We start from the raw sequence: 13,947 nt of genomic DNA on the forward strand, positions 1-13,947 counted from the left end.
CGCCACGGCGCTAGGCGGCCGGTGCGCGGCTCGCTAGAACGGGACGTGTCCGCAACGAATCCGCAGGCCACGGGGGGTCTCAACATGGTCTGGACACTGAAGGGGCGAGGGCTGGCGCTGCTGGCCGCCGCGCCGTTGCTGGCGGCGGTGCCGGCGATGGCGCACGCCGACGGGCCCGGCCCGAACGGGCACAAGGGGGACAAGGGGAGCGCCTCCAAACCGGCTCCCAAGCACAAGCACAAGACTCCCAAGCACAGAGCGCCCGAGCACAAGGCTCCCAAGCACAAGGCTCCGAAGCACAAGGACAAGGCTCCCAAGCACGAGCACAAGGCCCCTAAGCACAAGCACAAGCACAAGCACAAGGCTGCCAAGCCCAAGACGGCTGCCGAGCCCAAGGCGCATGCCTCGGTGAAGAAGCCCCAGGCGCACGGGGTGGCGCTTCGCATGAAGAGCCCGCAGCGGTCCGTCGTGCCAGGACGCACCTACACGTGGACGTTCACGGTGGCCGCCGGGGGCAAGGGCGAGCAGGGGAAGGCGGCGTTCAAGACGACGCTGCCGAAGTCGCTGGAGTACGTGTCCGGAGAGAAGCACTGCAAGGCCGCCGGGCAGAAGGTCTTCTGCCGCCTCGGCACCCTGAAGAAGGGGGAGAAGGCCACCGGCGCGATCCGGGCGAAGGTCACCGGGCGCGCGAAGCCGGGGGAGACGATCAGGCCGCGCGGGACGGCGGTGTGGGGCCGCGACCGCGTCACCCACCGCTTCCCGGCCGTCCGCGTCGCGCGGACCGCCGACCTGGCGCTGGCGCAGAAGGCGCCGGCGACGGCCCGGGCGGGCGCGGAGATCCCGTACACGCTGCGGATCCGCAACCTCGGCCCGGCCGCGGCCGACAGCGTGACGCTGGAGTCGCGGGGCCCGATCAAGCTGGTGGACCGCGACACCGCCTGCGTCCCGCGCGGCGCGTCCTACCTGTGCGCGGTCGGCGGGCTCCAGGCCGGCGAGGCGCGGACGCTGCGCTTCACCGCGGTGCCGCGCGGGAACGTGCGGGCGGGGACGGTGCTGAGGGCGTCCTGGCGGGCGAGCTCGCCGGTCCCCGACACCAACCGGGCGAACAACGCCGCCGTCGTCCGGACGAAGATCACCAAGTCGCGCTGACGGCCGGCGGTGCGGCACCCGGTGGCGCGACCACGGCCGGGCGGGTACCAGGATGGAGTCATGCGTCTTCGGATCTTCACTGAGCCCCAGCAGGGGGCGAGCTATGACACGCAGCTGGCGGTCGCCAAGGCGGCCGAGGACCTCGGCTTCGACGCGTTCTTCCGGTCCGACCACTTCGTCAAGATGGGCGACGTCACCGGCGAGCCGGGCCCGACGGACTCGTGGGTCACGCTGGGCGCGCTGGCCCGCGAGACGAGCCGGATCCGGCTCGGCACGCTGGTGACGGCGGCGACGTTCCGGTACCCGGGCCCGCTCGCGATCGCGGTCGCGCAGGTCGACCAGATGAGCGGCGGGCGGGTCGACCTCGGGCTCGGCACGGGCTGGTTCGACCAGGAGCACACCGCCTACGGCATCCCGTTCCCGAGCCTGGGGGAGCGGTTCGAGCGGCTGGAGGAGCAGCTCGAGATCCTCGCCGGGCTGTGGGGGACGCCCGCCGGCGAGACGTTCTCGTTCAGTGGGAGCCACTACACGCTGACCGATTCGCCGGCGCTGCCGAAGCCGGTGCGGGCGGGCGGCCCGCCGATCATCATCGGCGGGTTCGGGGCGAAGCGGACGCCGCGGCTCGCGGCACGCTACGCCGACGAGTACAACGTCCCGTTCCACCAGGTGCAGGACACCGGGGAGGCGTTCGGCCGGGTCCGCGCGGCGTGCGCCGAGGCGGGCCGGACGAAGCCGATGGTCTACTCCGCCGCGCAGGTCGTCTGCTGCGGCCGGGACGAGGCCGAGGTGAAGCGCCGCGCCGACGCCATCGGGCGGGAGGTGTCCGAGCTGCGCGACAACGGCCTGGCCGGGACGCCCGGCGAGCTGGTCGACAAGATCGGCCGGTTCGCGGAGCTGGGCGCGGAGCGCCTCTACCTCCAGGTCCTCGACATGCACGACCTGGACCACCTGGAGCTGCTGGCCGCGGAGGTCATGAGCAAGGTGTGACACGCCGGAAGGCCCGCGGCGGGGACGTCCCCCCGGCCGCGGGCCTTTTCGTTTTCGTCAGGCGGTCTCCTCCTCCGGCCGGGCGTGCATCGGCAGCAGGAACGTCGCCAGGAAGGTGAGGCCGAGCATCCCGACCTCGACCCACAGCGTGATCTTCATGGCGTCGCTGAAGCCCGTCTTGGCCGAGTGCTCGCCGGCCAGCGCGACCGCCTTCCGCACGGCGGGCGCCGACTGCGGCGCGGCGGCGATCGCGGCCCCGACGTCGCCCTCCAGCCGGCGGCAGGACGCGGGGACGGCGGCGGAGTCCTTGGCGGTGGCGCGGTCGTGGCCGCAGTCGCGCAGCCCGGCCACCACCCGGTCCTGCACCGGGGCCGGGACGGACGCGGCGGCGAGGTCGCGGCGCAGCGCGGCCGCGCCGTCGTCGGCGGCGCCCGCCACGTGCCCGCCGAGCAGGCCGAAGAACACCGTGCCGAGGACGGCGGCGCCGAGCGCGCTGCCGAGCTGCTGGACGGCGGTGAGCGTGCCGCCCGCCGACCCGGTCTCCTCCGGCTCGACGCCGGCGAGGACGGTGTCGAAGAACGGCGCCATCAGCATGCCCATGCCGAGGCCGGTCACGGTCAGGGCGGGGACGAGCTGCCAGGGCGTGACGTCGATCCCCGCGACCTGGAGCGTGGCGTAGGTCGCGGCGATGCCGCCGGCCATGATGACGGTGCCCGCGTGGATGACCGTCCGGCCGAAGCGCTGCACGGCCTGCGCGACGCCGAACCCGATGATGATGCCGGCCGACCAGGGGATCTGGGCGAGGCCGGCCTTGAGGGGGGAGTACCCGAGGCCCATCTGGAAGAACAGCGCGAGCACCAGGCCGAGGCCCGCCATCCCGGAGAAGAACACCAGGCCGACGACCAGTCCGCCGGTGAAGCCGCGCTTGCGGAACAGGCTCGGCACGATGAGCGGGTCGCCGCCGCCGCGCTGCTTGCGGGACTCGTACCAGGCGAACAGGCCCCAGACGAGCAGGGAGGCGCCCATCATCAGGAACGTCCAGAGCGGCCAGTCGTGCTCGCGGCCCTGGACGATCGGGTAGACCAGCAGGCCGGCGGCGACGGAGGCCAGGAGGGCGCCGGGGAGGTCGAGCCGGGACGCGTGCTCGGCGCGCCCCTCGGGCAGGAACTTCAGTCCGGCCAGCACGGCGGCGATGCCGAGCGGCAGGTTGATCAGGAAGATCATGCGCCAGCCGGTGCCGAAGAAGTCGGCGTCGATCAGCCAGCCGGCCAGCACCGGGCCGCCGACCGAGGACAGCCCCATCACCGGGCCGAACAGCCCGAACGCGGCGCCCATCTCCTTGGCGGAGAACATCTGCTTGATCATTCCGATGCCCTGCGGCAGCATCATCGCGCCGAACAGGCCCTGCACGACGCGGGCGCCGACCAGCATCCCGGGGGAGACGGCCACGCCGCACAGCAGCGAGCCGACCGTGAAGCCGGCCGCGCCGAGGAGGAACATCCGCTTGCGGCCGTAGAGGTCGCCGAGGCGGCCGCCGGTGATGAGGCCGACCGCCATGGCCAGGGTGTAGCCGGCGGCGAGCCACTGGACGGTGGCGGCGGATCCGCCCAGCTCGGCGCGGATCGTGGGCGCCGCGATGTTGGTGATCAGCGCGTCCAGCATGTCCATGACCTCGCCGGCGAGGATCACGAACAGGGCGACCCAGCGCCAGCGGTAGCCGGCCTCCGCGGTGCCCTTGGCGGGGGGCGTCAGTGTCTGCGTCATGGTCGTCTCCAGGAGAGGGAACAGCGTTCGTCACGCGAACACTGTTCTAAGGAAGGAACGGCGTTCGTGTCAAGTACGATGTTCGGGTAGTCGATTTTCTCTCGCCAAGAGAGAAGATATATCGCGTATCGCGATTGTCAAGATGTATCGCGAGATTGGGAGGTCGCGACGTGCCCACCGCAGCGCTGCCGACGCCGCCCGGCCGCAGGCCCCGCAAGGCCGGGCCGCCGCGCCGGCCGCTCACCCAGGAGGCCGTGGTCGAGACGGCGATCCGCGTGCTGGACGCGGAGGGGCTGGAGGCGGTCACCATGCGCCGCGTCGCGCAGGAGCTGGGCACCGGGCCCGCGTCCCTCTACGCCCACGTCACCGGCAAGGAGGAGCTGCGCGAGCTGATGCTCGACCGGGTCGCCGCCGAGATCCGGCTGCCCGTCCCCGACCCGGCGCGCTGGCAGGAGCAGCTCAAGGAGCTGGCGCGCGAGATCCGCCGCGTCTACACCTCGCACCGCGACATCGCGATGGTCTCGATGGGGCTCATCCCCACCGGCCCCCACCTGCTGGACGTCGCCGAGGCGCAGATCGCCCTCATGCTGGCCGGCGGGGTCCCGCGGGAGATCGCGGGGATCGCCGTCGACACCCTCGGCATGTTCCTCGACGCCGACGCCATCGAGGACACGGTCTACGTGGCGCGGACGCCGGAGGGCCAGAACCCCTGGGAGCACCTGCAGGCGTACCTCAAGCAGGTCCAGGAGTACTTCGCCGCCCTGCCGCCCGAGCGCTACCCCAACCTCGTCGGCATGGTGGACGAGCTCACCGGGGAGAGCGGCGACGGGCGGTTCGAGTTCGGGCTGGACCTCCTCGTCCGGGGCATCGCGTCCTACGCCGAGGGGGAGGAGCGGCCCGGCTAGGCGAAGACCCGCTCGAACGCGACCTGCCGCGGGGAGCCCGCGGCGGTGTCCCACACCGCGAAGACGACGTGCTCGAACCGCCCGGCGAACTCGCCGCCGGGGCGCAGCGGCCCGGCGAACGCCTCGGCGACCTCGGCCGGGTCGTTGCGGAACACGCCGCAGCCCCACGCGCCGAGGACCAGCCGCGCGTGCCCGCGCGCGAGCGCCAGGGCGAGCACCTTGCGGGCCCGCAGCCGGAGGACGGCCGGGATCCGCGCGGCCGCGGCGCCGTCCCGGATCGCGCCGCGGTTCGGCGCCGGGGACGTCACGAACGCGATGCCGTACGGCTCGTCGAGCAGCCGCCCGGCGTCGTCCCGGAACACCGGCACGCCCGGCGAGTAGATCATGTGGTCGCTGTAGAGGAGGTCGCGCTGCTCGCGGTGGAAGTCGTAGAACTCCCTGGCCGACAGCAGCGACCTGTAGAGGCCGGACGAGCGCGCCAGCCCCTCCTCCTGGGCGTGCGCCCCGTTGAGGAAGCCGCCGCCCGGGTTCTTCGCGGACGCGAAGTTGAGCGCGAGCGGGTCCGCGTCCCCGCCGCACAGCCGGCGGGCGGCGGCGAGCGTCGTCTCGCCGGTCACCTCGATCCGCGTTTCCGTGAACCCGGCGCCGGGCAGGCGCCCGAGGAGCGCGTCCAGTTCGTCCGGGCGGTAGAGGACGGTGCCCTCGACGGCGCGGGAGAGGCCGTCCGCGATCGAGATCTTGCGGCCGGAGGGTGCCGTGTAGTCGCCGCGTTCGAGGATGGCCACGGTCTCCTGCGCGGTCATCCGGCGGGGATGTCTGCTCATATCGCGCCGCATTCTTCCGGAAAAAGGAATGCGAATCATCAGGTTATGTCCGCCACACTGGGCGCGTGCTTCTGACGATCACCACGACCATGGACCAGGCGACCGACCTGGGATTCCTGCTGCACAAGCATCCCGAGCGCGTGCAGCGCTTCGAGCAGTCCTTCGGTACGGCGCACGTCTTCTACCCCGACGCCGGCGAACGGCGCTGCACGGCGGCGCTGCTGCTGGACGTCGACCCGGTCAAGCTCGTGCGGACGCGCGGCAGAGGCACGCCGGACTTCTCCCTCGGCCAGTACGTGAACGACCGCCCCTACGCGGCGTCGTCGCTGCTCGCGTCCGCCATGGCCGGCGTCTTCCGCACCGCGATGCGCGGCCGGTGCGACGCCCGTCCCGACCTCGCGGGGTCGCCGATCCCGCTGGAGGTCGTCCTGCCGGCCCTGCCGTGCCGGGGCGGGCCGGAGCAGGCCGAACGGTTCTTCGCGCCGCTCGGCTGGGACGTGTCGGCGGTGCCCGTCCCGCTCGACCCGGAGTTCGCCGAGTGGGGCGACTCCCGGTACGTGACGCTCACGCTGACCGGGACGCTGCGGCTCGCGGACGCGCTCAACCAGCTGTACGTGCTGCTGCCCGTCCTGGACGACGCCAAGCACTACTGGCTCGCGCCCGACGAGGTCGACAAGCTCATCCGGGCGGGGGAGGGCTGGCTCGCCGCGCACCCCGACCGCGGCGCCATCACCCGGCGCTACCTGGCGAACCGGCGCGCGCTCGTCCGCACCGCGCTGGGCCGCCTCGCCGACGCCGAGGACGCCGCCGACGAGGAGCTCGACCCCGTGCACGTCGAGGAGGAGCAGGCACCCGATGCGGAGCAGGGGTCCGAGGCGGAGCAGGCGTCCGGGGCGGAGGAGGAGAAGACCGTCCCGCTCGCGGAGCGGCGCCTCCAGGCGGTCGTGAAGGCGCTGCGCGACGAGAACGCCCGGCGCGTCATCGACCTCGGCTGCGGCTCCGGGAAGTTGCTGGCGCTGCTCGCCAGGGACGACTTCTTCGGCGAGATCTCCGGTGCGGACGTCTCGCACCGCGCGCTGAGCCACGCCTGGCGGCGGCTGCGCTGGGACGACCGGTCGCGTCCGCACCGCGGCGACCGGGCCGGCCGCGTCCTGGACGTCTTCCAGGGCGCGCTCACCTACGCCGACGAGCGGTTCGCCGGCTACGAGGCGGCGGTGCTCATGGAGGTCATCGAGCACGTCGACCCGCCCCGGCTCGGCGCCGTCGAGCGGGTGGTGTTCGGGCACGCCGCGCCCCGCGTGGTCGTCGTCACGACCCCGAACGCCGAGTACAACGTCCGCTACGAGGGGCTCGCGCCGGGCGCGATGCGCCACTCCGACCACCGCTTCGAATGGACGCGGGCCGAGTTCCGCGCCTGGGCGGACCGGGTCGCCGCCGCGCACGGCTACCGCGTCCGCCACGTGCCCGTCGGCGACGACGACCCCGAGGTCGGCGCGCCCACCCAGATGGGGGTCTTCACCCGATGACCGAGATCAAGGTCCCGGAGGCGGGGCTCGTCGTGCTGGTCGGTGTGACCGGGGCCGGCAAGTCCCACTTCGCGCGCAAGCACTTCGCCCCGACGCAGGTGGTGTCGTCCGACTTCTGCCGCGGCGTCGTGTCGGACGACGAGAACGACCAGTCCGCGAGCGGCGACGCGTTCGACCTGCTCCACTACATCGTGGCCAAGCGGCTGCGGCGCGGGCTGCTGACCGTGGTGGACGCGACGAACGTGCAGACCAGGGCCCGCGAGGCGCTGCTGCGGATCGCCAAGGACCACGACGTCCTGTCGGTCGCGATCGTGCTGGACGTGCCGGAGAGCCTCGCCGCGGAGCGGAACGCGACGCGGCCCGACCGGGACCTGCCGCCGCATGTGATCCCGCGCCAGCGCCGCGAGCTGCGGCGCGGCATGCGGGACCTGGCCCGCGCGTTCCGCCGGTACTACGTGCTGACGGGCGCGGAGGAGATCGACGCCGTGACGATCGTCCGCGAGAAGGCGTGGAACGACAGGCGGGAGCTGACCGGCCCGTTCGACATCGTCGGCGACGTGCACGGCTGCCGCGCGGAGCTGGAGGACCTCCTCACCGGCCTCGGCTACGAGGTCGAGCGGGACGCGCGGGGGCGGGCCGTCGGCGCGAACCACCCCGGCGGGCGCACCGCCGTGTTCGTCGGCGACCTCGTCGACCGCGGGCCCGACTCGCCGGGCGTGCTGCGCCTGGTCATGGGCATGGTCGCCGCCGGCGACGCGCTGTGCGTCTCGGGCAACCACGAGGCGAAGCTCGTCCGCGCCCTGCGCGGACGCAAGGTGCGGGTGGCGCACGGCCTGGAGAACTCCCTGGAGCAGTTCGCCGCCGAGGACGACGACTTCCGCGACGGCGCGCTGGAGTTCATGGACGGGCTCATCAGCCACTACATGCTGGACGGCGGCCGCCTGGTCGTGGCCCACGCCGGGCTCAAGGAGGCTTACCACGGACGGGCGTCCGGACGGGTCCGCTCCTTCGCGCTCTACGGCGACACCACAGGGGAGACCGACGAGTACGGGCTGCCCGTCCGGTACCCGTGGGCGCGCGACTACCGGGGTAAGGCCATGGTCGTGTACGGGCACACGCCCGTCCCCGAGGCGGAGTGGGTCAACAACACCATCTGCCTGGACACCGGTGCCGTGTTCGGCGGGAAGCTGACCGCGCTGCGCTATCCGGAGCGTGAGCTGGCGTCGGTTCCGGCCCGGCAGGTCTGGTACGAGCCGACGCGTCCGCTGGAGGCCCCGGCCGCGGGCGGTTCGCGGGAGAACGACGTCCTGAACATCGGCGACGTCCTCGGCAACGGCGGGGTGGAGACCCGCCTCATGGGCCGCGTCGCGGTCCGCGAGGAGAACGCGATGGCCGCGCTGGAGGTGATGAGCCGGTTCGCGGTGGACCCGCGCTGGCTCGTCTACCTGCCGCCCACCATGGCGCCCGCCGAGACCTCGGCGCTGCCCGGATACCTGGAGCACCCGGCCGAGGCCCTCGCCGCCTACCGGGACAAGGGCGTCGCCCGGGCCGTGTGCGAGGAGAAGCACATGGGCTCGCGCGCCGTGGCCGTCGTCTGCCGCGACGCCGCCGCGGCCGCCGAGCGCTTCGGCGTGGCGGACGGGACGACCGGCGCCGTCTACACCCGTACCGGGCGCTCGTTCTTCCGCGACCCGTCCCGCACGTCCGAGGTGCTGGACCGGCTGCGCGCCGCGATCGGCGCCGCCGGGCTCTGGGACGAGCTGGACACCGGATGGCTCGTCATCGACGGCGAGTTGCTGCCGTGGTCGGCGAAGGCCATGGAGCTCATCCGCACGCAGTACGCGGCGACCGGTGCGGCGGCCCGCGCGGCCCTGCCGATGGCAGCCGACGCTCTCGCGCGCGCGGAGGCACGCGGGCTCGACCTCGATGGTCTCCGCGAGCACATCGACCGGCGCGCCGCCAACGCGTCCCGTTTCAGGGACGCCTACGCGCGGTACTGCTGGACGGTGGACGGCCTGGACGGGCTACAGTTCGCGCCGTTCCAGATTCTCGCGGGGGAAGGCCGCTCCTGGGCGGACGCGCGTGACCACGAATGGCACATGTCCGTGGCGGAACGTCTCGCGGAAGGCGACGCGAGCGGGCTCATCAAGCGGACGGCCTCGGTGACCGTGGACCTGGAGTCGCCGGAGTCGGAGACCGCCGTCACCGAATGGTGGGAGAAGCTCACCGCCTCCGGCGGCGAGGGAATGGTCGTCAAGCCGCTGGGCCCGGTCCCGGACGGCGCGAAGATCCAGCCCGGCGTCAAGTGCCGGGGGCCGGAGTACCTGCGGATCATCTACGGGCCCGACTACCGCGAGCCGGCGAACCTCGACCGGCTGCGCCGCCGGTCGCTCGGCCGGAAGCGGTCGCTGGCGATGCGCGAGCACGCGCTCGGCACCGAGGCGCTCGCCCGGCTCGCCGCCGGGGAGCCGCTGTGGCGCGTCCACCAGGCGGTCTTCGCGGTGCTGGCGCTGGAGTCCGAGCCCGTCGACCCGCGCCTGTAGACCCGCGCCTGTAGACCGGCTCCGGCCGTGGACGCGCGTACGGCCCGCCTCCGTGAAGGGGCGGGCCGTACGTGACGCGTCAGGTCGAGAACAGCATGTGGAAGACGCTGCCGTGGTGGGGGCGGTGGTGCCCGCCGTGGTGATGGTGGTGCACCGCCGGCGCGCCCCACCCCGGTGCCGCGGCGGCGGGCGGCGGCGGGGCCGCCCGGTACTGCGACTCCATCTGGCTCAGGGCCTCCAGCTCGCCGTAGTCGAGGAAGATGCCCCGGCAGCTGTCACATTGCTCGATGTGGACGCCGCTGCGGGTGTAGGTCCGCATCACGCCACGACACTTAGGGCAGTGCATCGCCTTGTCGTCCTTCCGGTCTGGATCCCCAGGTAGAGGCTAAATGTAGGGCAGGTTTCGCGCCACGTCATGCCGCGTCCCCCGTCGCGGCCATTCTCACGCAGGCGTCGATCATCGCCTGCTCCGGCCCGTCCAGGGCTCGATCTTCCCTCCCCGCCGATATGACGCACGTGGCGGCAATCTGGATCGCAAGACTTCGGGCGGGTATGTCCAGGCTCGTCCACGGGTCGTCCTGGGCGGGGACTGCCGGGCCACCGGCCGCCATATACGCGCCTAGGAACAGCTCCCATTCGTCCGGGTGAAGGACGCCGGCGGCGTAGAGCGCGGCAGGGCGGGCGAGATCCCATGCGGGGTCGCCTCTGCCCAGGTCTTCGATGTCGATGAGCCGCCAGTGACCGTCCCGCGCGCGGACCATCTGGCCCAGGTGCCAGTCCCCGTGGATGAGGCGCTCCGTCCGCGCCGGGGGCTCGTCCTCCTCGCCGCGTATCCAGGCGGGGAGGGTGGCGAATGCGCGCCTCACCGCGTCCTCGGCGGGGCCTTCGCCCAACCGCGAGACGAGGCGGGCCACACGGGTGGGACGCCCCCAAGACGGTGCTTCTGCCGGGACGCTCTCCGCGTGGAGCGCCGCCAGAAGCCGGGCCCCTTCCGCCCAGGGGAGTTCCCGGCTCGGGTCGACCGGGTCGCCGTACGCGGCGATCGTGACGGTCCGGCCGTCCACGGTTAGGGGCGCACCCATCGGCCCTAGGAGAAGGCCAGGGAGCGTGGCCGCCAGCCGGATCCGCTCCAAGAACGGGGCGCCATGCTCGCGGTCGGCCTGGTGCGCCTTCACCACGATGTCACCGACGCGGACCACGAGGACGCCGTGCCGGTCGTACAACGTCTCCGGGGGAGCGCTGTCCGATGGCGCGGCGGGGGCCGAAGCACGCCCGATCTCAACGAGCCGGGGGAAGAGCCCGGACTGGACGGTCTCGGTCTGCACCCGCCCAGTCAACCACTCTGCGCCGCACCGCTCTGCCCTTGTTCGGAGGCGGCGAACTCGTCCCGCAGCCGCTGCCGGACGACCTTTCCCAGCAGATTCCTGGGCAGTTCCGTACGCGGCAGGAACTCCGACGGCACTTTGTAGTGCGACAGATAGCGCTTGCAGTGCCGCCGCAGTTCGTCGGCCGAGAAAGGGTAGGCGGGGTGCTCCACCACGTGCGCGATGATGCGCTCCCCGCGCCGGGCGTCCGGCACGCCGACCACGGCGCAGTCGTAGACGGCGGGATGGCGGCGCAGCACCTTCTCCACCTCGGTCGGGAACACGGTGAAGCCGCTCACCTTCATCATGTCCCGCATGCGCTCCAGGATGGTGATGAAACCGTCCTCGTCCATCACGGCGATGTCACCGGTGCGCAGCCACCCCTTCGACAGGGTCTGCGCGGTCGCGAGCGGGGCGTTCCAGTAGCCGGCGAACACCTGCGGGCCGCGCACGACCAGCTCGCCGGGCTCGCCGGGCGGCAGCACCCGCGTCGGCTCGTCCTCGGCGACCACGACGGCGTCGGTCATCGGCAGCGGGAGCCCGACCGTCAGGTTGCGGGCGGTGCCGTCGAGGGGGTTGCCGGTGACGGCCGGGGACGCCTCCGTGAGCCCGTAGCAGTTGATCAGGCCCCGCGCGCCGGTCCGCTCCAGCCGGTCGATCGTGCTCTGCGCGAGCCCCATCGCGCCGGAGATGAAGATGCGCAGCGACCGCAGGTCCGACGGCCGGAACCGGGGGCTGTCGAGCACCTGCTCGTACAGCGTCGGCACGCCCGGGAAGATCGTCGGCCGGTACTTGCGGATCGCGCTCACCACCCGGTCGCCGTCGTAGCGCGGCAGCAGCACCACCGCGCCCGCCGTCATCACCGGCGCGACCAGGCAGCTCATCAGCCCGAACGAGTGGAACAGCGGCAGCACCGCCAGCGTCACGTCCGCGCCGGGGCGCCCGTCGAGGTCCCAGGCGTGCTGCTGGCAGGCGTTCGCGACGAGGTTGCGGTGCGTCAGCATCGCGCCCTTCGGCCGGCCCTCCGTCCCGCCGGTGTACTGGATCGCCGCCAGGTGCCGGGCCGGTTCCAGCGGCAGCTGCCGCACGTGCCGCCGCGGCGGCCGCTGCAGCTCCCGGAACGGGACGACGCCCGGATCGTCCGGCACGTCCGCCGTGATGGCCGCGCGGCGCCGCTGCGCCTGCACCAGCGGCAGCCGCAGCGCGAGCCGCCGGGACGCGGGCAGGTAGTCGACGAGCGACGTCACGACGATGTGGTCGAGCCGCAGCCGGGACCGCACGGCCCGCACCGTCGCGAAGGACCGGTCCAGCACGACGGCGACCCGCGCGCCGCAGTCGGCGAGCTGCCGGAGCATCTCCTCCTCGGTGTAGAGCGGGTTGTGCTGGACGGCGATGGCGCCGCGCCGCAGCACCCCGTAGAACGCGATGACCATCTGCGGGCAGTTCGGCAGGATCAGCGCGACCCGGTCGCCGGGCTGCACGCCGAGCCGGTGCAGGCCGTCGGCGAACCGGTCCGCCGCCTCGCGCAGCTCGCGGTAGCTGAGCCGCCGGCCGAAGAAGATCAGGGCGGGCTTGCGCGGGTACCGGTCCGCGGCATCGTCGAGGAGCCGTGTGACGGGGACGTCCGGGATGTCGAGCTCACCGGGGACACCGGCCGGATACCTCCGTCGCCAGGGCATGGAACGCAGTGACGAGTGCCACATAGCGCACGATTCAACCATTTCTCCGGCGTCCGCGCGGGACGAGCTACCGGGTCCAGCCCTCGGAGGCGGTGACCGTCCGGGCGCCCGGGACCGGCGGCTCGACGGCGCGCCCCTCGAAGGCGGTCGACAGCACGATGTGCGAGTTCATCTCGCCGTGCTCGCCGAGCCGCTCCAGCAGCCCCTCCAGATGCGCCATCGACCCGACCCGCACCTTCAGCATCGAGCACCAGCTGCCGCTCAGCTTGTGCACCTCGGTGACCTCCGGCAGGTCCTCCGCGGCGGTCGTCTTCAGCAGGCAGCGGCCGAGGGCGCAGCGCATCTGCACGAACGCCGTGAGCGGCTGCCCGACCCGCGCCGGATCGACCCGCGCCCCGTACCCGGTGATCACCCCGGCCTCCTCCAGCCGCCGCACCCGCTCCGCGACCGCCGGGGCGGAGAGGTTGACGAGCCCCGCCAGCCGGTTGAACGACAGGCGCCCGTCCCGCTGCAACTCGGCGAGGATGCGCCAGTCGGTCTGGTCCAGGTCCCGGTCCATGGGCAAAGTCCTTCCGCCGAAACTCCTCGCGAACGAGAAGTCAAACGCGCAGATCACCAGTGATCGCCCATTCTCCCCGAAGATCGGCCTTCATAGCGTTAAGGGATGGCGAAACGCTCGGGAGCGATGGCGGCCCTCTGCTCAGGCACCGCCCTGATGAACGCGTCCATGGCGGTGGCGAGCGCGACGGGCACCCTCGTCGCCGGCGACCGGCTCGGCACCGGCTGGGGCGGCGTCCCCGGCACCGCCGGCATCGTCGGGACGGGCATCGGCGCGCTGCTGCTGACCCGGCTGACCCGCCGGCTGGGCCGCCGCGCCGCCTTCGTCCTCGGCTACGCGGCCGCGGCCGCCGGCGCCTGCCTGGCCGCCGCCGCGGTCGCCGGCGGCGACATCGCCGGGCTGTGCGCCGGCATGCTGCTGCTCGGCCTCGGCAACGCGGGCGCCCAGCTCTCCCGCTACGCGGCCGCCGACCAGTACCCGGCCGGGCGGCGCGGCTTCGCCATCGGGCTCGTCGTGTGGTCGGGCGGCGCCGGCGCCGGCGGCGGCCCGCCGCGCCGCGACCCCACCCGCCCCCACCCCCGCGACGCCCGGCGGCCCACCCGGGACGGCCCCGGCCGCCACGCCCTCCGCACCAGCCCGAACGCCGC

12 protein-coding genes are annotated in these 13,947 nt (G+C 73.2%); 6 read left to right on the forward strand and 6 right to left on the reverse strand.

Annotated features, from left to right (window positions below; translation table 11 throughout):
* The first annotated feature begins 84 nt into the window (after window positions 1–84).
* Complete coding sequence (locus AB0K34_RS35500) at window positions 85–1,149, forward strand: CARDB domain-containing protein (protein WP_301176724.1); 1,065 nt, start codon at window positions 85–87, stop codon at window positions 1,147–1,149.
* Window positions 1,150–1,209: 60 nt separating this feature from the next.
* Complete coding sequence (locus tag AB0K34_RS35505) at window positions 1,210–2,136, forward strand: LLM class F420-dependent oxidoreductase (RefSeq protein WP_301176725.1); 927 nt, start codon at window positions 1,210–1,212, stop codon at window positions 2,134–2,136.
* Between the two features lie 57 nt (window positions 2,137–2,193).
* On the opposite strand, the gene AB0K34_RS35510 is transcribed toward AB0K34_RS35505, so the two are convergent.
* Window positions 2,194–3,900 (reverse strand): MFS transporter, encoded by a 1,707-nt coding sequence (locus AB0K34_RS35510; RefSeq protein WP_301176726.1) that lies wholly within the window; start codon window positions 3,898–3,900, stop codon window positions 2,194–2,196.
* A 170-nt stretch (window positions 3,901–4,070) separates the two neighbouring features.
* Between AB0K34_RS35510 and AB0K34_RS35515 the strand changes: the two genes are divergently transcribed.
* Entirely contained in the window at window positions 4,071–4,805 is a 735-nt protein-coding gene (locus AB0K34_RS35515) for a TetR/AcrR family transcriptional regulator C-terminal domain-containing protein (protein ID WP_301176727.1), read from the forward strand.
* On the opposite strand, the gene AB0K34_RS35520 is transcribed toward AB0K34_RS35515, so the two are convergent.
* Window positions 4,802–5,629 carry a TIGR02452 family protein gene (locus AB0K34_RS35520; RefSeq protein ID WP_301176728.1) on the reverse strand — a complete coding sequence of 276 codons (828 nt, stop codon included), beginning with the start codon at window positions 5,627–5,629 and terminating at the stop codon, window positions 4,802–4,804. The two genes, AB0K34_RS35515 and AB0K34_RS35520, sit on opposite strands and share 4 nt — an antisense overlap.
* A 65-nt stretch (window positions 5,630–5,694) precedes the next feature.
* On the opposite strand from AB0K34_RS35520, the gene AB0K34_RS35525 reads away from it, so the two are divergent.
* Together AB0K34_RS35525 and AB0K34_RS35530 are read left to right on the forward strand one after the other, a co-directional pair.
* Window positions 5,695–7,155, forward strand: a complete 1,461-nt coding sequence (locus AB0K34_RS35525; RefSeq protein ID WP_301176729.1) for a 3' terminal RNA ribose 2'-O-methyltransferase Hen1 — start codon at window positions 5,695–5,697, stop codon at window positions 7,153–7,155.
* A complete protein-coding gene (locus AB0K34_RS35530) occupies window positions 7,152–9,698 on the forward strand; it encodes a polynucleotide kinase-phosphatase (RefSeq protein WP_301176730.1) in 2,547 nt (848 codons plus the stop codon). The genes AB0K34_RS35525 and AB0K34_RS35530 overlap by 4 nt, the downstream gene beginning before the upstream one ends.
* Window positions 9,699–9,777: 79 nt before the next feature.
* Here the strand turns inward: AB0K34_RS35530 and AB0K34_RS35535 are convergent, their stop codons facing one another.
* From AB0K34_RS35535 to AB0K34_RS35550, 4 genes are all read right to left on the reverse strand, one after another.
* Complete coding sequence (locus tag AB0K34_RS35535; RefSeq protein WP_138633763.1) at window positions 9,778–10,044, reverse strand: zf-TFIIB domain-containing protein; 267 nt, start codon at window positions 10,042–10,044, stop codon at window positions 9,778–9,780.
* A 67-nt stretch (window positions 10,045–10,111) separates the two neighbouring features.
* Window positions 10,112–11,023, reverse strand: a complete 912-nt coding sequence (locus AB0K34_RS35540) for a phosphotransferase (protein WP_301176731.1) — start codon at window positions 11,021–11,023, stop codon at window positions 10,112–10,114.
* A gap of 8 nt (window positions 11,024–11,031) precedes the next feature.
* Window positions 11,032–12,741, reverse strand: a complete 1,710-nt coding sequence (locus AB0K34_RS35545; RefSeq protein WP_301176732.1) for an AMP-binding protein — start codon at window positions 12,739–12,741, stop codon at window positions 11,032–11,034.
* Between the two features lie 67 nt (window positions 12,742–12,808).
* Window positions 12,809–13,300, reverse strand: a complete 492-nt coding sequence (locus AB0K34_RS35550; RefSeq protein WP_138633769.1) for an Lrp/AsnC family transcriptional regulator — start codon at window positions 13,298–13,300, stop codon at window positions 12,809–12,811.
* A gap of 105 nt (window positions 13,301–13,405) precedes the next feature.
* On the opposite strand from AB0K34_RS35550, the gene AB0K34_RS35555 reads away from it, so the two are divergent.
* Window positions 13,406–13,947 (forward strand): MFS transporter (locus AB0K34_RS35555; protein ID WP_364553219.1); only part of this gene is annotated, 542 nt, incomplete at its 3' end.

It is taken from the genome of Actinomadura sp. NPDC049382 (assembly GCF_040677125.1).
GTDB classification, from domain to species: Bacteria; Actinomycetota; Actinomycetes; order Streptosporangiales; family Streptosporangiaceae; genus Spirillospora; species Spirillospora geliboluensis.

Excerpts from the sequence above, each read along its gene's own strand:
- AB0K34_RS35530 (WP_301176730.1), top strand. The coding sequence starts at position 7,152 with ATGACCGAGATCAAGGTCCCGGAGGCGGGGCTCGTCGTGCTGGTCGGT.
- AB0K34_RS35500 (WP_301176724.1), top strand. The coding sequence starts at position 85 with ATGGTCTGGACACTGAAGGGGCGAGGGCTGGCGCTGCTGGCCGCCGCG.
- AB0K34_RS35520 (WP_301176728.1), bottom strand. The coding sequence starts at position 5,629 with ATGAGCAGACATCCCCGCCGGATGACCGCGCAGGAGACCGTGGCCATC.
- AB0K34_RS35510 (WP_301176726.1), bottom strand. The coding sequence starts at position 3,900 with ATGACGCAGACACTGACGCCCCCCGCCAAGGGCACCGCGGAGGCCGGC.
- AB0K34_RS35545 (WP_301176732.1), bottom strand. The coding sequence starts at position 12,741 with ATGCCCTGGCGACGGAGGTATCCGGCCGGTGTCCCCGGTGAGCTCGAC.
- AB0K34_RS35550 (WP_138633769.1), bottom strand. The coding sequence starts at position 13,300 with ATGGACCGGGACCTGGACCAGACCGACTGGCGCATCCTCGCCGAGTTG.
- AB0K34_RS35535 (WP_138633763.1), bottom strand. The coding sequence starts at position 10,044 with ATGCACTGCCCTAAGTGTCGTGGCGTGATGCGGACCTACACCCGCAGC.
- AB0K34_RS35505 (WP_301176725.1), top strand. The coding sequence starts at position 1,210 with ATGCGTCTTCGGATCTTCACTGAGCCCCAGCAGGGGGCGAGCTATGAC.